Origin of the sequence: Hoeflea sp. 108 (assembly GCF_000372965.1) — a bacterium.
Taxonomy (GTDB): domain Bacteria; phylum Pseudomonadota; class Alphaproteobacteria; order Rhizobiales; family Rhizobiaceae; genus Aminobacter.
In genome coordinates this window covers 252,956-272,297 of the sequence record NZ_KB890024.1, presented here as the reverse complement: position 1 = coordinate 272,297, position 19,342 = coordinate 252,956, and the positions used below count along the sequence as shown (strand labels likewise).

The window sequence follows — 19,342 nt, the reverse complement described above, 5'->3', positions numbered from 1 at the left end:
CCATGGGTTGCCTAGCCGCCAAAGCGGGCCGGCGAAAAAGCCTCGACCGGCAGCGGCGGCTTCTGGCTCGCGACCAGGCTGGCAACGATAGCCCCTGTGGCCGGACCGTTTGCGAAGCCGATATGGCCGTGGCCGAAGGCGAAGACCAGGTGTGGATGGCGCGCGGCGCGACCGATAACCGGCAGCCCGTCAGGCGTCGACGGGCGGCTGCCCAGCCACGGCGTGTCCTCGACCGGCTGCGTGAAGGCCAGCGTCCTGCGCGCATCGGGCTCGACAGCCTCTATCTGGACGTGGTCAGGCGGATCGTCGGGCCGCGCCAGCTCGACGCCGCTGAGCAGCCTGACCTTGCCGTTCATCGGCGACAGTACATAACCGCCGGCAGCGTCATAGACCGGACGGCGCAGCTCGACACCGTCGGGCAACTCAAAATGTCGGTGGTAGCCGCGTTCGGCCGCCAGCGGGAAACGATAGCCGAGGGTTGCGGCAAGCGTTGCCGAACGTGCTCCGGCTGCCAGCACAACATGACGTCCCTCGATGCGGCGGTTGCCTGCCCGAACGGCCATTCCCCCCTCGGCCTCGATGATTGCATCGGCCGCTCCGGCGACGAAGGCGGCGCCCCGCGCCTCGGCGGCAGCGCGATACAGTTCGACCAGTTCGCCCGGGCTCTCGACCGAGCCGGTGTCGGGAAAGAAGATGCCGTGGGTGAAGCGGTGGGCAAGATGCGGTTCGAGCTGGCGGATCTCGTCCTCGTCGAGGCAGTGGAAGCTGACGCGCTGCTGGGCAAGCACCTCACGTTCGAGCCTGCTGCCGGCGAGCCCCTCGGCGTTGCGGTAGAGCCTCAACCAGCCATTGCGCTTGATGAGATGGCGGCCGCCGACCAGTTCGGCCATCGCGACATGACGGTCGAAGGCTTGCGCCACCATCGGGTCGAGAGCGGCGGCCGCGCGGCGCCAGGCGCCTTCCTCCGCAGCAACCAGGAAACGCGTCAGCCAGGGCAACAGATGTGGCAGCGAGCGCAAGCGGGCGCGGACGGCAATGTCGCGTCCAAGCGCATAACGCGGCAAACGGGAGCGGATGCCGGGCGCAGCCATCGGGAAGATCGAGCCACGGCTGAGCACCCCAGCATTGCCGTAGGACGCTCGGTCGGTGACCACGCCTGGATCGACTATGGCTGCCGAGAGACCGTGCGACTGGACTTCCAGAGCTACCGAAAGGCCGACAATGCCACCGCCAACCACCACGACGTCAAAGCGCTTTTCCAACAAATCCAATCTCTCTCCCTACATCCTCTAAATGCAGAATGCACATCAGATGTATACTGATCAATTCCAAATTTGCCTCGATGTGGAGGAACCATGCGTGAAGTGACCACGCCTCCCACGCCGACGCCGGCGGGCCCGGCGATCTCGTTGCCTCAGGAAGCATCTGCTGCCGAGGTCGCCGACTTCGCCCGCGGCACAGCCATCCTCGACCGGCTGGCCAGGCGCGTGGCCGAGCTGCTCGCCGAGCACGACAAGGGTGTCGGACGATGACGCCGTTCGAGCGCATGCCGATCGCACAGATCGCTTCAGGGGTGGCGCAGCGGGAGATTTCCGCGGTGGAGGTAACAGCCCATTTCCTCGACCGCATCGCGCGTTTCGACGGCGCGTTGTCAGGCTACGTCCATGTCGCGACTGATGCGGCGCTGACGGAGGCAAGGGCGCTCGACGCGCGGATCGCGGCCGGCGAGAAGGTCGGCCCGTTGGCCGGTGTGCCGGTCTCGGTCAAGGATATTGTCGATGTCGCCGGCATGCCCAACACCGGCGCTTCGCATTCGCGGCTCAGCAGGAAGCCAAAGGCCGACGCGCCAGTCGTGAGCCGCCTCCGAGCGTCAGGCGCCATCGTCATCGGCAAGGCCAATTGCCATGAGCTCGCCTTCGGAGGACCGTCTTTTGACCTGCCGTTTCCGCCGGCGCGCAACCCCTGGAATACCGAGATGTTTCCCGGAGGATCGTCGAGCGGCTCGGGCGTGACCGTCGCCGGCGGGCTGTGCAAGGGCTCGGTTGCAACCGACACGGCCGGCTCGATCCGCCTGCCCTCGACCATGTGCGGCATGGTCGGCCTGAAGCCGGGCTTCGGCGTCGTGCCGGTCGACGGCGTCGACACGCTTGCCCGCTCGATGGACCATTGCGGCCCAATCGCGGCACGGGTCGAGGACTGCCGCATCCTGCATGCCGTGATGTCGGGCACAAAATGGACGCGGCCGCCCTATGCCGACGAGCCGGGCTTCGCCGGCATGCGGCTCGGCATATCGCCAGACGGCTGGGGGCTTAGCGACAAGCTGAGGCCCGAGATGGCGGCGGCAATGGCCAAGACGCTTGAGCTTTTCGCCAGCCATGGCGGCGAGATCGTCGAAGTCGACCTGCCGCCGCTGGAGACCTTCCACGCGCCCGGCGCCATCGTGATGATGGCCGAGATCGCCACCCAATACGGCACCGAGGTGCGCAGCAATTTTTCCGCCTTCGGCGAAATGTTCCGCGGCCGCTCGCTGGCGGGTGAATGCCTTGCCGCAACCGACCTCGTGGCAGCCGAACGGCTGCGCGGCATCCTTAGGCACAAGCTCGATACGCAGCTGGCGCGGGTCGATGCCCTGCTGATGCCGGGGGCGCTCGCCTCGGCCGGACCGCTCAGGACAGTCGACAAGTTCTACTTTCTTGAGGAGCCAATCCCCAACATCCTGGCCAACCTGACCGGACACCCGGCACTTGCCTTTCCTTTCGGCAAGGCGGCAAGCGGTATGCCGGCAGGCGTGCAGATTCTGGGCGCAAGCGGGTCCGAGAACCGGCTGTTCGACATGGCTGCGGTGTTCGAGCGGTTGAACCCGGATGCCGTGCACCTGCCGCCGCGCTATTTCAGCCAGGCGTGACACCCGCGCCTAAAGAGGCGGGGAACAGCGCATTTCGAGCTGACCGGCGGCGACAAGCAGCGCATAGTCGCCGAGCAGGTAACCGACAAATTGGACGCCAAGCGGAATCTTGGTCAGTCAATATCCCAACTCGACCGGCGAAGCCCGATGCCAGGCATGATCCAAATGCCTGGTAGCCCTCGGTTCGCGAATTGCGATAGCAGCTGACGAAAGTCCGGAAGATTTATTGCCAGAATGAGGCGCGTCATCACCAATGACGTCAGCAACACGCATCCGAGAATAAAGTCGTCCCGGTAGACACGATAATACGAAACTGTGTCTGGTTGCATCGAAAACTCTTGATGCCAGGGTCGGTCCCGCGCTCTACTGGCACTCGGTCTTCCCCCTGGAAACAGCCATAACAGCGTCCCGTCTGGCCATTTCGTGGCCATTTTTGGTATACTATATGCAAGAAATGACCAGAAAGCTGGCTATCGCGATCTGCGCAGCTGCTATTCATGAACGAAATTTCAGCAATCGCGTTCTAAATTTTGAGCAATTTCAACTATTTGATTGATGTTTCAGGGCACCTTCAGTTGACTGCATCATGCCAGGCCAAAAGTTGATCAACATTCGCTTGACAGTCGATTGCATACAATCCACTCTTCTTGCCGAGGGATGTGGCGACCCGCGATATCAGCGCAGCTCAAGACTGCGCACTTCGCTCGCTTTTATTGTCATAGCTAATGGGTGGACCGATGAACTTATTGACGAGACTGGCAAGCAGTGCCGCCTTGGCGGCCATCATGGCGCTTTCGCCGCTGACGGCGGAGGCAGCAGACATCACCATCGCAATTGGCTCCGAGCCGTCGACACTCGATCCGCAGGTGCGCGACGACGGCGGCGAGCGCGCGATCAATGACAACGTCTATGAAACGCTGATGGCGCGCACGCCCGAGGGCGAGCTGGTCGCGGGCCTCGCGGCTGCGGCCCCGACGCAGGTCGACGCCAAGACCTGGGAGTTCAAGCTCCGGCCCGACGTCAAGTTCCACAATGGCGAGGCGTTCAATGCGGACGCCGTGGTCAACAGCGTCAAGCGCGTCATCGACCCGGCGCTGAAGTCCGAGCAGATGGCCTATTTCGGCACCATCACCGGCGCCGAGAAGGTCGACGACCTGACCGTGCGCATCCTGACTTCAGGTCCCGACCCGATCCTGCCGTCGCGCATGTACTGGATGAAGATGATCCCGGCCGCCTATTCGGGCGATGCCAAGTTTGCCGAGGCGCCTTCGGGCACCGGTCCCTACAAGTTCACCAGCTGGAACCGCGGCCAGGATATCGTACTGGAGAAGAACGCCGACTATTGGGGCGGCGCACCTGCGATCGACAAGGTGACCTACCGGTTCGTCGGCGAGTCCGGCACCCGCCTGTCGGGCTTGATGGCCGGCGAGCTCGACGTCATCACCAACCTGTTGCCGGAATTCGCCGAGCAGGCGCCGAAATTCGCGGCCGTCAGCGGCCTCGAAACGACGCTCATGATCGTGTCGACCGACAACGAGGTGACCAAGGACCCGCGCGTCCGCGAGGCCATGAACATTTCGGTCGACCGCAAGGCGCTGGCCGAGAGCCTGTTTGGCGGCTACGCCACGCCGGCCAAGGGACAGGTCGTCAACCCCAAGGCCTTCGGCTACAACAAGGCGCTGCCTGACTACGTGTTCGACGTCGACAAGGCGAAGGCCCTGATCAAGGAAGCGGGCGCCGAGGGCAAGACCGTCAAGCTCGTCGGCGAAGCCGGCCGCTGGCTCAAGGACCGCGAACTGATCGAGGCCGTCGGCGCCTATTGGAAGGATGCAGGCCTCAACGTCGACATCAAGATCGAGGACTTCGGCGAGTACCTCAACCAGCTGTTCGACAAGAACAAGCGGCCGGATGCGGTCTTCCTGTCGAACTCCAACGAACTGCTCGACGTCGACCGTGAAATGACATCGGTGCTACAGAGCAAGGCGAGTTCCGCGTCCAACAGCGACCAGGAAATGTCGGACCAGATCAACGCCGCCAGGATCGAGACCGACGTCGAGAAGCGCCAGGCCATGTACGACGCCATCACCAAGAAGTCGTACGATCTGTCGTATCTCGTCCCGCTGCTCAACCAGCAGGACATCTACGGCTTCTCCAAGCGCCTCGAATGGCAGCCGCGTGTCGACTCCAAACTCCTAGTCAAGGAGATGAAGGTCACGGAATAATATTGGAGAACGCGGGTCCGACATAAAAACATAAGCGGACCCCGGAAATTCTGAGGCCGGCTCGGGGGAGCCGGCTTCAGGCAATGGAGAGGACTATGGGTGGTTTTCTGCTCCGCCGCATCGGACAAGGCCTGCTTGTCGTTATCGGTGTGACTCTGATCGTTTTCATCGCCACCCGCATGGTCGGCGACCCGGTAAAGGTCATGTTGCCGCTTTCGGCAACCGACGCGCAGCGCGCGGCCTTCGCACAGCAATTCGGCCTCGACCGGCCGATGGGCGAGCAGTTCGTCGATTTCGTCGGCGATCTCGCGCGGCTCGATTTCGGCGAAAGCTTGTGGCAGCGCCGGCCGGCACTCGATGTCGTGCTCGAACGCCTGCCCAACACGCTGATGCTGATCGGCGCCGGCCTCGGCCTGGCGATCGTGCTGGCGCTGCCTTTGGGCGCGATCGCGGCACTAAGGCCCGGCGGATGGGTGGACCGTACCACTGTTTTCGTAGGCTTGTTCGGGTTGTCGCTGCCGCAATTCTGGTTCGGGCTCATCCTCATCGTGTTCTTTGCGGTGACGCTGAGATGGCTGCCGACATCGGGCATGGGCGGCCTGCCCTATTTCATTTTGCCGGCGATCACGCTCGCCATGCCGTCGCTGGCGCGGCTGGTGATGCTGGTGCGCTCGTCGATGATCGACGAGCTGAACCAGCAATATGTGCGCACGGCGCGCGCCAAGGGACTGCGCTTTCCGCGCGTCGTCATGGTGCATGCGATGCGCAACACGCTGGTGCCGTTCGTGACGCTGGCAGGTTGGGAGCTGATCAGTGCGCTGGCCGGCTACACCGTCGTGGTCGAGACCGTGTTCGCCTGGCCCGGCCTCGGGTTGACGGCCATGCAGGCGATCCAGAAGAGCGACCTGTTCCTGCTGCAGGCGATCGTCTTCACGGTGGCGGTGCTGATCGTGGTCATCAATGTCGGCCTCGACGTCATCTACAAACTCATCGATCCCCGGATAAGGTTGGCTTGAGATGGCTATCCCCATGCCTGTGACGACGCCGGTCGTGACCGCCAAGACCTCAAGGCGCGGCCCGTCCCTCTGGGCAAAGCTCGACGAGTTCGGCCGCGAGCTCTGGCCTGACAAGCTCGGCACGCTCGGTTTCGCCGTCATCGTGGCACTTCTGCTGATGGCGATCTTCGCTCCGCTGATTGCGCCCTACGATCCGGCAGCGCAGTCGGTCGTCTCAAGGCTCAAGCCGCCGGCCTGGCTGCCAAAGGGCAGCTGGGACCACATCCTGGGCACCGACCATCTCGGCCGCGACGTGCTTTCGCGCGTCATCTACGGCGCCCGCGCCTCGCTTTTGGTCGGCGTTGTCGTGGTGCTGTCGGCGGGAACCTTCGGCGTGGTGCTCGGCCTGTGGGCCGGCTTCAAGGGCGGTCGCGCCGACTCCATCATCATGCGCATCGTCGACGTGCAGGTAGCCTTCCCGGGCCTGCTTTTGATCCTGCTGGTGATCTCGGTCATCGGCCCGAGCATGACGACGATGATCATCGTGCTCGCGATCACCAACTGGATGGTCTATGCCCGCGTCGTGCGGGGCATCGTGCTTTCGGTGCGCCAGACGCCTTATGTCGAGGCTGCCGAAATGATCGGCTGCAAGACATCCAGGGTGGTGTTCCGCCACATCTTGCCCAATCTGATCTCGCCGCTTTTGACGCTCGGCATCCTCGAATTCACCAACATCGTGCTGGCGGAAGCAGCGCTCTCCTTCCTCGGGCTCGGCGTACAGCCGCCGGCGACGAGCTGGGGCCTGGATGTCGCCAACGGCCGCGACTACATCTTCGTCGCCTGGTGGCTGATCACCTTCCCCGGCCTGTCGATCGCCGTCACCGTGCTCGCCGTCAACCTCTTTGCCAGCTGGGTGCGCGTCACCACCGACCCGCAGGAACGCGAGAAGCGCTTCGCTTACCAGCGCGTCAAGCTGGCCGCCCGGCAGGCCCGCCGCGCCCCGAAGATGCAAAACCCCGAAGCCAAGAGCCAGGGAGGCCGCTCATGAACGTCAGCGCCAACAGCACGGGCATGCCGCTGCTCGAGGTCGAGAAGCTCAAGGTCGAGTTCGACACCCGGCGCGGCTTGGTGCACGGCCTGCGCGGCGTGACCTTATCCATCGGCCGCGGCGAGACGCTAGGCGTGGTCGGCGAATCCGGCTCGGGCAAGAGCGTGACGGCACAGGCGGTGATGGGGCTGATCGACATGCCCGGCCGCATCGCCTCCGGTGACATCAGGTGGAAGGGACGCTCGCTGCTCGGCACCGATGGCGAGCGCTTCGCCCGCGATATCAGGGGCAAGGAAGTGGCAATGGTCTTCCAGGACCCGATGACCTCGCTGAACCCGGTGCTGAAGGTCGGCACGCAGATCGGCGAGGTGCTGGAACGGCATCTTGCCATGACGCGCACCCAGGCGCGCAACCGCGCCGAGGAGCTGCTTGCGGCCGTCGGCATCAGCGCGCCGCGGCGACGGCTTGACCAGTATCCGCACGAATTCTCGGGTGGCATGCGCCAGCGCGTGATGATCGCCATGGCGATTGCCTGCGAGCCCGAGCTTTTGATCGCCGACGAACCGACGACAGCACTCGACGTCACCATCCAGGCGCAGATTCTCGAACTGCTCGCCGAACTGCAGCAGTCGCTCGGCCTTTCGGTGGTGCTGATCACCCACGATCTCGGCGTCGTCGCCGGGCTCTGTCACCGGGTTGCGGTGATGTATGCCGGCCAGATCATCGAGACCGGCCTTGCAGAGGACGTGTTCGAGCGCCCGGCGCATCCCTACACGCAAGGGCTCCTGCGCTCGACGCCGCGGCTCGACGAGGTGTCGGAGCGGCTGGTCTCGATAGAGGGAACGCCGCCCAATCTGGTGACACCGCCCGAGGGCTGCTCGTTCCAGCAGCGCTGTCCGCTGTCGGGCGAGGCCTGCCGCAAGGCGCCGCAGCTCGAACATATCCGCCCGAATGCGGAAGCCGCCTGCTGGCAGCCTTCGGTGCCGGCCTGGGCGACGCCGCTGATGTCGCCGTCCTTCCCCTGACAGGAATTATCGATGCTCAACCCCGTGCCAGCCCAGCCGCCAGCACCGCCGCTGCTCAGCGTGCAGGGGCTCGACGTAACCTACGAAACCGGCGCGCAAGGCTTCTGGGGGCGGCCCAAGGCGTTCAAGGCGCTGGAAGACATCTCCTTCGACCTCAGGCCCGGCGAGACGCTCGGGCTGGTCGGCGAATCCGGCTCCGGCAAGACCACCACCGGCCGCGCCGTGCTGCGCCGCATCAGGGCGTCGTCTGGCAAGATCGTCTTCCAGGGCAAGGACATCACCAACACCAAGGGTGAGGCGCTGCGAAAGCTCCGCCGCAACATGCAGCTGGTGTTCCAGGATCCGTATTCCAGCCTGAATCCGCGCATGCGGGTGATCGACCTCGTCGCCGAACCGCTGCTGGTGCACGGGCTGGTGCGCCATGTCGACGAGGCGCGCGACCGCATCACCGAACTGCTGCGCGTCGTCGGCCTGCCGGCAGATGCGCATGACCGCTTTCCGCACGCTTTTTCCGGGGGGCAGCGTCAGCGCATCGGCATCGCCCGGGCGCTGGCGTTGCAGCCCGAGTTCATCGTTGCCGACGAGCCGGTGTCGGCGCTCGACGTGTCGGTGCGGGCGCAGGTGGTAAACCTGATGCAGGACCTGCAGCGGGAGTTGGGCCTGAGCTACCTGTTCATCGCCCACGATCTCTCCGTCGTTCGCCACATCTCGCATCGGGTGGCGATCCTCTATGCCGGGCGCATGGTCGAGATCGCCGACCGGGACGATCTCTACGATCATCCTATCCATCCCTATACCGAGGCGCTTCTGTCGGCAGTGCCGGTGCCCGATCCGCGCACCCAGCGCCAGCGCAAGCGCATCGTCTATGGCGGCGAGATTCCCGACCTGGTCAACCCGCCGCCCGGCTGCCGCTTCTCGACGCGCTGCCCGTTGGCGTCGGACCAGTGCCGCAAGGAAGCGCCCAAGCTGTCGGAGCGCTCGCCCGGCCATCTCGTCGCCTGCTGGAACCGGTAGGTCGCGCGGACAGCAACCAATGACTGTCGGTCAGTCGCCGAACTTGGCGGTGGCAAGGGCCGCCCGGCCATATTTGTTGTTGGCCTCGAGCAACTTGATCAGCGTCGACAGGAACGCCTCGCGTTCCTTGTCAGCAAGCGTGTCGAGCAGCCTGTCCTGGGCACGGCTCATCGCCGGGTGCATGGCCGCCACAAGCTTTTCCCCTTCGGCGGTCAGCCGCGCCAGCACCATGCGCTTGTCTTCGGTGCTGCGGGTGCGCTCGATAAGCCCGCGCTGGGCCAGCCGTGACAGCACGTCGGCGACATTGGTGCGGTCGATGCCGAGCGCCTGGGCAAGGGAGATCTGGTCAGAATCGGGATTGCCGGAGAGGATGGTCAGCAGCCCGTATTGCACCGGGGTGATGCCGAAGCCCTCGCATTCCTCGAAAAACAGGGCGTAGTGCACCTGGTGCAGCCGGCGGATGAGATAGCCCGGCCGCTTCCACAATGGCAGCCTTTCGATGAGCTGCTGCAACTCGGGATTTGGCTGGTGCGGCTCGGCCGCCGCCTTTTTCCGTGTCCCTGTCGTCTTTGCCGACTTGGCTGCCACGCTTTTTCCCTCGCTTGCGATTACCCAATGTCTAGCTCTTGCCCGATCGGCGGGAAAGAGCGGTACCGCCGCATATTTTCAGCGAAGTAACAGGCCGATCGAAGGCAAGCCGACGGCTGCGAATCCCTTTCCCAGCAAGGCATTGCGCCTTGCGCATGCAATAAAAGGCGGTACACTGATGATTATTGGGAACACTGGAAAAGGAGAGCACCATGGCGCAGGAACCACTGGCGACGAAGGGTAACTTCCTTCACATCTACGACTTCCGCGTAGAGGCCGGACGCGAGGACGAATTCGTCCAGCTGTTCGAGGAATTCGACTATTCGGACGGCAACCCGATGCACAAATCCTGGGCCCAGGTGAAGGACGGCGTCTTGTGCCGCGACACCGAGGATCCGCAACGCTTCTTCCTCATTGCCGAGTGGTCGGACATCGTCGAGCACGCGAAGATCCGCAAGGTGCTGGCCGAAGAAATCAAGCCGGCTTTCGTCGGCCTGATCGAGGGCCGCAAGTTCATGCCCAAATATGTCGAGGTCGTCTCATCGACGCCCGACGAAATCCTCAACGCCGCGTCAAACTGACTGCCGCGGCGATGCGCTCGCTCCATACCTTCTTCAGGTCGTCGACCTCATACCGGCTGCGCATCGCGCTGGCGCTCAAGGGACTCGACTACGAGCCCCGCTTCGTCAGCCTGCCGAGGATGGACCACCGCACTCCCGACTACATGGCGCTCAACCCGCAAGGCCTGGTGCCGGCGCTGGTCGAGGACGGCCAAGTTTTCGCGCAAAGCCTCGCCGTGCTCGAATATCTCGACGAGACCCATCCCGAGCCGCCGCTTCTGCCCGCCGACCCGGTCGGGCGCGCCTACGTCCGCGGCCTCGCCCAGGTCATCGGCTGCGACATCCACCCGCTCAACAATGTCAGGGTGCTGAAATACCTGAAATCGCGCTGGACGCTCTCCGACGACGACACCAACGAGTGGTACCGGCACTGGATCGAGGAAGGCTTCCGCTCGTTCGAGGCGACGCTCAGGTCGGCCGGCCGCCATGGCCGATACTGCCTGGGCGATACCATCACCATCGCCGACATCTGCCTGGTGCCGCAGGTGGCCAATGCCCGGCGTTTCGACTGCGATCTTTCCGCATTCCCGCTGTCGGTGGAGATCTCAGGTTCTGCCGCAGCCCTGCCGGCCTTCGCGGTAGCCCACCCGAGCCTGCAGGGAGACGCGTTCTAGAGCAATTCCAGGAAAAGCACGCAGCGGTTTTCCGTCCGGAATTGCGCAAAAACAAAGAGACAGAGGGTTTCCGCGATTCGAAGAAAAGCAGAAATGCTTCTAGGCGCCGCTACCGCTTGAGCGCGACGATGAAGGGCCTGAAGTCGTTGCCCCTCGTCGAGTGGATTTCGGTGGCGAGAACGTCGAAGCCGGCCTGCGAAATGTGCTGAACAAGTGCAGCGGTGCTGAAGGCGCCGGCGTGCGGCGCAAGCCCGGTGGCACGCATGGCGGGCAACAGCGCCAGCCGGATCAGCGGGTTCATGTCGCCAAGGCGGGGCGTCTTGGAAATGAACAGGCCATCGGTCGACAGCAGCGCATGGATGCGCAGCAAAGTGCCGGAGAGATCGCGAACCAGATGGAGATAGTTGAAGCCGAGGACCGCGTCGAACTGGCCCGCCTCCAGATCGGACGAGTCGGCGGCGGCGGTAAGGAACTTGAGGCCCGATACAGGGTTCTTACGATGCTTTTCCTCGGCGATGTCGATCATGCCAGGCGAAAAGTCGGTGGCGAGGTAACGCTTCACATCAGCAGCGAGCAGCATCGCCGTTGTTCCGGTACCGCATCCCAGTTCCAGAACCCGATCGGTGGCGCCCAGCAGGGCGCGGGTTCGATCCAGGGTGCGCTGGTAGCCGTCCTGATCGGCAACCGCAGACCTGGCATATTTCCTCGAGGTCCGGTCCCAGAAGCGGGCGTCGCTCGAAATGCTCATCCAGCATGCTCCCTCACCAGGGTCGCGAAGCCAGGCAGCAAGAATTTCGATGCCGCCGAGGCACGCGATCCAGTCAAAACCGATGTGCAACAGCGCTTTCCGATAGACCTGAAGTCTTACGGCAACATTGCGATAAGCAACTTCTCGCAGAAGAGGCGATCGACTATTCCGCTGTCTTAATCCTGCTCTGCTGCCTCAAAGCGACTTGTGGCCGTTGGCGGAAAGAGCGCGACTATATCCGAGGCTTGGCCTTCTTGCGGGTCTTGACCGCAGTTTCCGCCTCCGGGGCCGGGACCATGGCCATGCGCGCGGCGCGTAGACGCTCGGTTTTGGCCTGTCGCGCCTTGGCCTCGGTGTCGATGATCTGCTTTGCAAACCGTGTGGTTGCATCGCTCTTGGCTTCTGCCTTGTTCGGGGCAGGCGCAAAAAGGTTGTCTTTACTGACGGGATCCGCCATTGCATTCTCCTTCCGCATGGGCCCGAAAAAATGAAAGAGGCCGGGAGCTCGCGACCTTCTCCAGATTGCCTCGACGGCTACTGCCAGTACATCCGTGGTCAATAGCCGGAGACAGATCCTTATGCAGCCTGGATGTTCTCTGCTGCGTTCTTGCCGGTCCTGTTGTCGCGAACGACGTCGAAGCTGAGCTTCTGGCCTTCAACGATCGTGCGCAGACCCGCACGCTCAACGGCCGAGATGTGAACGAACACATCCTGTTCGCCGGTGTCGGGCTGAATGAAGCCGAACCCCTTGGTGGAGTTAAAGAACTTCACGGTTCCAGTTGCCATGACGATAACCTTTCAATCGATACAACAAAGTAATCACCAAGCAATATGCGAGGCGACCGTTCAAACTCGATTTTGAGGGGGAAGATCGTAGAGGCGCATCAGCGCGCGGAACAAAGTTCGACAGCAAGATCGATCCAAAATAGATAATCCACGAATGAGTAGATATCAAGGCCGCTGAACCATGGCGGAAAAGAGGACTTGCCATTTCGCCTCGCAAGCGCCATATAACGCTCATCGGCTGGTTCGCCGGAGCGAGATGCTCATCGAGATACGATGCTGGATTTTGCCGCGAACCGTCGTATTTGCCCTGATTGATGGCACGTCGACCACGAATGTACCGGCGGCGCGCAAGTCTCAGGAGCCAGAGGGAAGCGGGCATTGCCCGCTTTTTTCTTATCTGCATATCCGCAACGAAAATCAGACTACACCGGCCCGACTTGCTCCAACTGCCTAAGATGAACGTCCCTCAGGCCTCCGCCATTCGATCGGACGCTTTGCCGTCACGATCCAGACGGCCGCCTCAAGCTCCCGCCGAACCGGGAGAAGATGGCGGCAGTCGGGCGCATCCGCTTCGATGAGCTTGACCTATTCGAGCGAGCTGGTCCTTTGCAGCTATTCATTCCCGAAGTCATGCTGCAGCCATGAAACGACCAGAAATCCTCGACCCAGCCGCTGTTGGTGCTCTCGCAAGAGCCGGTTTTTCGCGTGCTTTTATGTCCGACACCAAGTGGCGGAAACTGGTCGCTATCGTGCGCGCTGCGCGCGAAGATGTGCATGGCATGACGGTTGAATTCATTGATGCCGCTGGCGCGGCAGATGCGCTTTCCGCCTGAACTGCGCTGCCCTTGGCCTTACATCGACACCATCGAATACGGGCCGGTCGAACTTCGGTCCATCGAATGGATGGAATTCGACGCCGACCTGACCGATGTGCTCGACCCGATCGGCAAGTTTCCGATCGAGCTGCACGACGGCAGGACCAGAATAGTCGGCTATCTGGTCTGAGCAGCCCGTCTTCACGCCCGCCGCCGCTCGGCCACCGTCGCCTTGTCGTAGCCGGCGACCTTCTTGTAGCTGTTGGACAGCGTTGCCAGCTCCTCCTGGCTGATGACATCTTCAAGCCGCACAAAGGGCCGGTCGCCGGTGCGCTCATAGACCTCCTTGAGGATGACGTCGGGCGGGGTGGTGCGATTGGTGCGCACGACCGCTGCGGTTGCCTCCAGCCGCTTGTCCTCATAGGCCTTGAGCACGCCCGATATGTCGCCACCCGCCGCAAAGCTGTCGGCCAAAGCGCGGGCGTCGAGGATCGCCTGTCCGGCGCCGTTGGAGCCGCGCGGATACATGGGGTGCGCCGCGTCGCCGAGCAGGGTGATGCGGCCAAAACTCCAGCGCGTCAGCGGGTTCTTGTCGACCATCGGGTATTCGAGGATCGCATCAGCGCCGCGGATGAGGCCGGGCACGTCTAGGAAATCGAAGTTCCAGTCGGCGAAGGCATGGATGAAATCGTCGAGCCGGCCACGGCGGTTCCAGTCCTGCTGGTGATAGTCTGATGTCTCGATTTCGGCGACCCAGTTGATAAGCTGGCGGCCCTCGGCATCGAGCTTGTTGCGGATCGGGTAGATGACCATCTTGCCGTGAGTCAGCCAACCAGCGCGAACATAGGACGCGCCCGTAAGATAAGGTTTCCACCATGTCGTGCCGCGCCACATGTTGACGCCCGAATAGATCGGCGCGCCGTCATCAGGCACCAGTTTGCGGCGTACCAGCGAGTGGATGCCGTCGCAGCCGACGATGGCCGCGCCATGCTGTGCCGGGCGATCCTCACCGGTGCGGCTGTCGACAAAGCGCGCGGCGGCCTCGGTGTTGTTTTGCTCGACGGCAACACATTTCCAGCCGGTGACGACGCAACCAGGTCCGGCGCGCGCGACGAGGGCGTTATAGAGTATCTGCTGCAGGTCGCCCCTGTGTATCTGGAACTGCGGATAATCGTAGCCGGCAAAAGTGCCCACCGGCTCCTTGTAGACGAGCTGGCCGAAGCGGTTGAAGAAGCAGGATTCGCGCGCGGTAACCGCAACTTCGGCCAGTGCGTCCTGCAGGCCGAGTTCGGTCAGTTCGCGGCTGGCATGCGGCAGGATGGAGATGCCGACGCCGATCGGCCTGATCTCCTGGGCGCTTTCATAGACGCGGAAAGAAATGCCGGCCCGTTGCAGCATCAAGGCCAGCGTCAGCCCGCCAATGCCTGCTCCAATGATGACGACGTCCATGCGGCTCTCCAAACATTTTAAACAGTATACTGAGTATTTAGCTGGCGATTCTCTTCTGCCCGGCTTGCCTAGACCGCCTCGCGGAACGGCAGTTCGAATTCCTGGCGGGCGTTGCGGTCGAGGATCTCCTTGGCGAGCGCTGCCACCACGCCCGCGGGCTCGCTGGCCGCACTGGTGAGGATGAACTCGACCTCTTCGAGCTGCGGCAGCTGTGGTGTCGTCGGCAGCACCATCAGCCCCGCCGAGACCATGCTGCGTGGCTGGACCATGACGCCGAGGCCCGCGCGGGCCGCCGCCTGCAGGCCGCTCAGGCTGCCGCTGGTGCAGACGATGCGCCAGGGAATGCCCTTGCGGTCGAGCGCCTCCATGGCGGCGATGCGGGTGATGCCGGGGCGCGAGAACAGGATGAGCGGCAGGGGTTTTCCGGGCTCGACCACGGAGGGATCGCGCGCCGCCCAGACCAGCCGCTCGGTGCGGACGGCAACGCCGCTGCGCGCCTCGCGTTGCTGGCTGAGCCCGACCCGGCGCTTGGCGATGACGAGGTCGAGCGAGCCCTCGTCAAGCAGGTCGAACAGCGTGCTCGACAGCGCCACCGTCAGCTCCAGCTCGACGGAAGGGTGCCGCTCGGTGAACTTGTGCAGCACGTCGGCGAGCCGGGTGGTGACAAAGTCCTCCGACGCGCCGAAGCGGATGCGGCCGCTGAGCCGGGCGCCCTGCAGATAGCTGCGGGCGCGCTCGTTGGCGTCGAGGATCGAGCGGGCAAAACCGAGCATCGCCTCGCCGTCGGGCGTCAGCATCACCGAATGGGTATCGCGCACCAGCAGCCGGCGCCCGGTGCTGACCTCGAGGCGCCTGATGTGCTGGCTGACCGTCGACTGGCCGAGGCGCAGATGCACCGCAGCACCGGTGAAACTGCGCGAACCGGCAACGGCTACGAATGTCTGGAGGAGCACCGGATCGAACATGATCCCTCTCTGTGTTCACGAAACGAAATGAGCATCATTCCTGTATGCGCCATTCCCAATAGCACCCTCATTTGGCATACTGTATACAAATTTCATTCGCTGCCAAGGGATCACGCGCTTGTTCGCACGCTTTCGTCCAGATACCTTCATCGTGCTCATGATCGCCTGTGTGGCGCTGGCTTCGATTCTACCGGCGCAGGGTAGCTTCGCCGTCCATTTCGGCACCGTGACCAATCTCGCCATTGCGCTGCTGTTCTTCCTGCACGGGGCGCGGCTGTCGCGCGCAACCGTGATTGCCGGCATGACCCATTGGCGGTTGCACCTCGTGGTTTTCTCCTCGACCTTCGTGCTGTTCCCGATCCTCGGGCTCTTGCTTGGGCTACTGGTGCCGAGCGTGCTGCCGGCGGCACTTTATGCCGGCGTGCTGTTCCTGTGCGTTCTGCCGTCGACGGTGCAGTCGTCCATCGCCTTTACAGCGCTTGCCGGCGGCAACGTGCCAGCTGCCGTTTGCTCTGCCTCTGCCTCAAACATCATCGGCATGTTCCTGACGCCGCTCTTGGTCGGGCTGCTGTTTGCCAAGACGTCGGGAGGTGGTGTGTCGCTGTCGGCGATCGAAGGCATCATGCTGCAGCTTTTGGCGCCGTTCGTACTCGGCCAGCTCGTCCAGCCCTGGCTCGCCGGCTGGCTCGGCAGGCACAAATGGCTGACGACGGCAGTCGACCGCGGCTCAATCCTGATGGTGATCTATCTCGCCTTCTCCAAGGCGATGGTCGCCGGCCTCTGGCACCAGCTGCCGGCCCAGTCGCTGCTGGTGCTGGCGCTGATCGCGGCGTTCCTTCTGTCGACGGTTCTGGGGATCACCATATTCGCCTCCCGCCTGCTCGGCTTCTCCAAAGCAGACGAGATCACCGTCGCCTTCTGCGGCTCGCACAAGAGCCTGGCCTCTGGCGTGCCGATGGCCAACGTCATCTTCGCCGGCCAGGAAATCGGCGCCATCGTCCTGCCGCTGATGCTCTACCACCAGCTGCAGCTGATGGTCTGCGCCTGGATGGCCAGGCGATATGCCGAGCGGAGCGCCGCGGAAAGAGCGTCGACGGCAGAGAAGATGGGAGCCGACCAGGTCGAGCCCGCCTGACCCTCCTTGAATGGTCGCAGCGGGTTTCCCAACTCACCGGCATGACGCAAAAGCACAGCGAACTCAGGCTCTTTGCAGCGACGGATTTCGCCGAATACCTGTCGTGGTATGCGGACCCCGAGCTCAACGACCAGCTCGGGCCGATGGACCACGAGTGGCTGGACTTCGTCCTGACCGACCAGGACGGCCGCCAGTTCAGCTATCTCGAGGACGGTCGCCTGTCGGCCGTCATCGGCGTCGCACCCGATCCGGACAAGGATGTGTGGGTGGTCACCGACCTCGCCGTCAATCCGGCGCTGCGCCGGCACGGCATCGGAAGGCGGGCGATCGCGGCTGTGACCGGCTGCGACGAGTTCCGCTCGCGCCCGCGCTGGCTCGCCTATGTGATGAGCGACAACCCTGCCGCCCATCGCTTCTTCACCGCCCAAGACTGGCAATGCGTTGCCGAACCTGAAGGGGAGGACGGCATGTACAGCTTTCGGCGAGACCTTGCCGACGGCGCCCCCGAGGAGACGCCATCAACCGGATAGCCGATGGTGGCCGGCGGCACAGCACTCAGGCCGCGTTTGCCAGGGCGACCGCATCTGCCCCTGCCGGGAAGCGCAGCTGCCCGGTCAGGTCGGTGGCGGCGCGCCAGACGGCGTCGGCCACGTCGCTCTCCCTCGTCACCAGCGCCGGCTTGGCAAACTCAGCGAAGATCGGCGCAGCGAATTCGGCATAAGCGGCTGGGATCAGGTCCTCGACGCTGACCTCGGTGTTGGCGGCGAAGGCGGTCGTCGGCGCATATCCCGGTTCGACCAGCTTGGTGCGAATGCCAAAATGGGCGAGTTCGTGGGCCAGCGATCCGGTGAAGCCAAGGATGGCCTGCTTGCTGGCAGTATACGCGGCCGCGAGCGGCATCGGAGCCAGCGTCACGCTCGACGTCACGTTGACGATCACGCCTGATCGGCGGGCGCGGAACTGCGGGATGACGGCCTGGGTCATGGCCATGACGCCAAAGGTGTTGGTGTCGAACACCTTGCGGATGTGGGACATCGGCGTCGCCTCGAAAGCGCCGACGACGCCGATGCCGGCATTGTTGACCAGCACATCGATCGGGCCGGCAGCCTCGAGCGCCGTTGCAATGCTTTCAGCGCTGGTCACGTCGAGCGCGACGAGGTGCAGGCGATCGGAAGCAGGCAGGATATTGGCACGCGGCGTGCGCATTGTGGCGACGACGTTCCAGCCCTTGGCGAGGAAGTGGCGCGCCGTTTCGAGGCCGTAACCCGACGAGCAGCCGGTGATGAGGACGGTGTTCATTGCTGTCTCCTTGTTGGTTGATGTCCTCATGCTAGGCCCGCAATTCCGGACTATCTACAATTGATGGTCCGCATTTTGTTTGCTATCGTCCGGATCATGTCTGATCCACTCTCAGAAGTCATAAGACTGCTCAGGCCCCGCGCCGTGTTCACCAAGGGCATCAGCGGCGCCGGCCGCTGGGGCGTGCGTTATTCCAGCTTTGGCCATCCGGGCTTTTGCGCCGTGATCGAGGGATCGTGCCGGCTGGCTGTCGACGGCCAGCCAGCGCTCCAGCTGGAGGCCGGCGACTTCGTCCTTTTGCCGACGACGCCCGGCTTCACCATGTCGGGCTTCGAGCCCGTGGTTCCACAACTCATCGACCCGCGTGTCGCGGCATCAGCAGAAGGCGAAGTGCGGCACGGCACCCAGGACGGGCCGCCGAGCGTGCGCCTGCTGGGCGGCTACTTCACTTTCGAGAATGATGATTCCGGCCTGCTGGTGTCGCTGCTGCCGACGCAGGTGCATGTGCGCGGCGTCGAGCGGCTGTCGGTGCTGGTGCGGATGCTGGTCGACGAGGCACAGGAACAGCGCGCCGGCCGCGATCTGGTGCTCGGCCGGCTGGTCGAGATCTTGCTGGTGGAGGCGTTGCGCCTGACCCAGACGCAGGACGCGCCGGCCGGCCTGCTGCGCGGCCTGGGCGACGGGCGGCTGGCCGCGGCGATCCGCCAGATGCACGCCGAACCGGCATGGCCCTGGACCATGGCACAGCTGGCCAAGGCCGCTGCGCTGTCGCGCTCGACCTTCTTCGACCGCTTCACCCGCCATGTCGGCATGCCGCCGATGGAATACCTGCTGGCCTGGCGCATGGCCCTCGCCAAGGAAATGCTGCGCGACAAGCGAACCGACATCGCCACCGTGGCCGAACGCATCGGCTACGGCTCCGCCAGCACTTTCAGCACCGCCTTCAGCCGACATGTCGGGCAATCCCCGGGACGGTATGCGCGAAGCACAACATAATCGACAGCAGGCGGCGGTTCTGGCAGAACGCCAGGCGGCTTCAGAGACGACATGCCATGCCGAGGGTAGCTAAGCCTTCGCGGACAAAGTCACCGATGACAGGAACAGCTGTCTCAAG

The 19,342-nt window shown here is 63.6% G+C and carries 22 protein-coding genes; 14 read left to right on the top strand and 8 right to left on the bottom strand.

The genetic code is table 11. The annotated features are described in order from the left end of the window. Positions 1-11: 11 nt before the first annotated feature. The gene (locus B015_RS0101310) at positions 12-1,271 is read right to left on the bottom strand and encodes an FAD-dependent oxidoreductase (RefSeq protein ID WP_081623416.1); all 1,260 of its coding nucleotides are present in this window, start codon (positions 1,269-1,271) and stop codon (positions 12-14) included. An 84-nt stretch (positions 1,272-1,355) separates the two neighbouring features. On the opposite strand from B015_RS0101310, the gene B015_RS33495 reads away from it, so the two are divergent. From B015_RS33495 to B015_RS0101275, 7 genes are all read left to right on the top strand, one after another. After that, the gene (locus tag B015_RS33495) at positions 1,356-1,532 is read left to right on the top strand and encodes a hypothetical protein (protein ID WP_018425841.1); all 177 of its coding nucleotides are present in this window, start codon (positions 1,356-1,358) and stop codon (positions 1,530-1,532) included. Continuing rightward, positions 1,529-2,905, top strand: coding sequence for an amidase (locus B015_RS30205; RefSeq protein WP_018425840.1), 1,377 nt, complete (start codon positions 1,529-1,531; stop codon positions 2,903-2,905). The genes B015_RS33495 and B015_RS30205 overlap by 4 nt, the downstream gene beginning before the upstream one ends. A 785-nt stretch (positions 2,906-3,690) precedes the next feature. Continuing rightward, positions 3,691-5,127 (top strand): ABC transporter substrate-binding protein, encoded by a 1,437-nt coding sequence (locus tag B015_RS0101295; RefSeq protein ID WP_018425839.1) that lies wholly within the window; start codon positions 3,691-3,693, stop codon positions 5,125-5,127. A gap of 95 nt (positions 5,128-5,222) precedes the next feature. Then, positions 5,223-6,143 (top strand): ABC transporter permease, encoded by a 921-nt coding sequence (locus tag B015_RS0101290; protein WP_018425838.1) that lies wholly within the window; start codon positions 5,223-5,225, stop codon positions 6,141-6,143. Between the two features lie 19 nt (positions 6,144-6,162). Further along, entirely contained in the window at positions 6,163-7,170 is a 1,008-nt protein-coding gene (locus B015_RS0101285) for an ABC transporter permease (RefSeq protein ID WP_343123000.1), read from the top strand. Then, positions 7,167-8,195, top strand: coding sequence for an ABC transporter ATP-binding protein (locus B015_RS0101280; protein WP_018425836.1), 1,029 nt, complete (start codon positions 7,167-7,169; stop codon positions 8,193-8,195). Before B015_RS0101285 ends, B015_RS0101280 begins: the two co-directional genes overlap by 4 nt. Positions 8,196-8,207: 12 nt before the next feature. After that, positions 8,208-9,209, top strand: a complete 1,002-nt coding sequence (locus tag B015_RS0101275; RefSeq protein ID WP_018425835.1) for an oligopeptide/dipeptide ABC transporter ATP-binding protein — start codon at positions 8,208-8,210, stop codon at positions 9,207-9,209. Between the two features lie 30 nt (positions 9,210-9,239). Here the strand turns inward: B015_RS0101275 and B015_RS0101270 are convergent, their stop codons facing one another. Then, the gene (locus B015_RS0101270; protein ID WP_018425834.1) at positions 9,240-9,797 is read right to left on the bottom strand and encodes a MarR family transcriptional regulator; all 558 of its coding nucleotides are present in this window, start codon (positions 9,795-9,797) and stop codon (positions 9,240-9,242) included. Between the two features lie 212 nt (positions 9,798-10,009). On the opposite strand from B015_RS0101270, the gene B015_RS0101265 reads away from it, so the two are divergent. Both B015_RS0101265 and maiA read left to right on the top strand, forming a co-directional pair. Next, positions 10,010-10,378, top strand: a complete 369-nt coding sequence (locus B015_RS0101265) for a hypothetical protein (RefSeq protein WP_040455922.1) — start codon at positions 10,010-10,012, stop codon at positions 10,376-10,378. Between the two features lie 11 nt (positions 10,379-10,389). Further along, entirely contained in the window at positions 10,390-11,031 is a 642-nt protein-coding gene (gene maiA / locus B015_RS0101260; protein WP_018425832.1) for a maleylacetoacetate isomerase, read from the top strand. 109 nt (positions 11,032-11,140) lie between these two features. Here the strand turns inward: maiA and B015_RS0101255 are convergent, their stop codons facing one another. The 3 genes from B015_RS0101255 to B015_RS0101245 form a co-directional block, all read right to left on the bottom strand. Continuing rightward, entirely contained in the window at positions 11,141-11,779 is a 639-nt protein-coding gene (locus B015_RS0101255; protein ID WP_026226763.1) for a class I SAM-dependent methyltransferase, read from the bottom strand. A 232-nt stretch (positions 11,780-12,011) separates the two neighbouring features. Then, positions 12,012-12,236 (bottom strand): hypothetical protein, encoded by a 225-nt coding sequence (locus tag B015_RS0101250; protein WP_018425830.1) that lies wholly within the window; start codon positions 12,234-12,236, stop codon positions 12,012-12,014. A gap of 119 nt (positions 12,237-12,355) precedes the next feature. Continuing rightward, a complete protein-coding gene (locus tag B015_RS0101245) occupies positions 12,356-12,565 on the bottom strand; it encodes a cold-shock protein (RefSeq protein WP_018425829.1) in 210 nt (69 codons plus the stop codon). A 641-nt stretch (positions 12,566-13,206) separates the two neighbouring features. Here B015_RS0101245 and B015_RS33185 point away from each other — a divergent pair. Further along, positions 13,207-13,398, top strand: a complete 192-nt coding sequence (locus tag B015_RS33185; protein WP_157632664.1) for a hypothetical protein — start codon at positions 13,207-13,209, stop codon at positions 13,396-13,398. Then, entirely contained in the window at positions 13,382-13,570 is a 189-nt protein-coding gene (locus B015_RS0101235; RefSeq protein ID WP_018425827.1) for a hypothetical protein, read from the top strand. The genes B015_RS33185 and B015_RS0101235 overlap by 17 nt, the downstream gene beginning before the upstream one ends. Positions 13,571-13,581: 11 nt before the next feature. Here the strand turns inward: B015_RS0101235 and B015_RS0101230 are convergent, their stop codons facing one another. After that, positions 13,582-14,829: a flavin-dependent oxidoreductase gene (locus B015_RS0101230; RefSeq protein WP_018425826.1), complete on the bottom strand. Its 1,248-nt coding sequence runs from the start codon at positions 14,827-14,829 to the stop codon at positions 13,582-13,584. A gap of 68 nt (positions 14,830-14,897) precedes the next feature. Next, positions 14,898-15,794: a LysR substrate-binding domain-containing protein gene (locus B015_RS0101225; protein ID WP_018425825.1), complete on the bottom strand. Its 897-nt coding sequence runs from the start codon at positions 15,792-15,794 to the stop codon at positions 14,898-14,900. Between the two features lie 118 nt (positions 15,795-15,912). On the opposite strand from B015_RS0101225, the gene B015_RS0101220 reads away from it, so the two are divergent. Beyond that, positions 15,913-16,929 carry a bile acid:sodium symporter family protein gene (locus B015_RS0101220; RefSeq protein WP_018425824.1) on the top strand — a complete coding sequence of 339 codons (1,017 nt, stop codon included), beginning with the start codon at positions 15,913-15,915 and terminating at the stop codon, positions 16,927-16,929. A 41-nt stretch (positions 16,930-16,970) separates the two neighbouring features. After that, a complete protein-coding gene (locus tag B015_RS30200) occupies positions 16,971-17,459 on the top strand; it encodes a GNAT family N-acetyltransferase (RefSeq protein WP_018425823.1) in 489 nt (162 codons plus the stop codon). Positions 17,460-17,484: 25 nt separating this feature from the next. Here the strand turns inward: B015_RS30200 and B015_RS0101210 are convergent, their stop codons facing one another. Beyond that, positions 17,485-18,228: an SDR family oxidoreductase gene (locus B015_RS0101210; protein WP_018425822.1), complete on the bottom strand. Its 744-nt coding sequence runs from the start codon at positions 18,226-18,228 to the stop codon at positions 17,485-17,487. Positions 18,229-18,324: 96 nt separating this feature from the next. On the opposite strand from B015_RS0101210, the gene B015_RS0101205 reads away from it, so the two are divergent. Beyond that, a complete protein-coding gene (locus tag B015_RS0101205) occupies positions 18,325-19,224 on the top strand; it encodes an AraC family transcriptional regulator (protein ID WP_026226760.1) in 900 nt (299 codons plus the stop codon). Positions 19,225-19,342 lie beyond the last annotated feature (118 nt).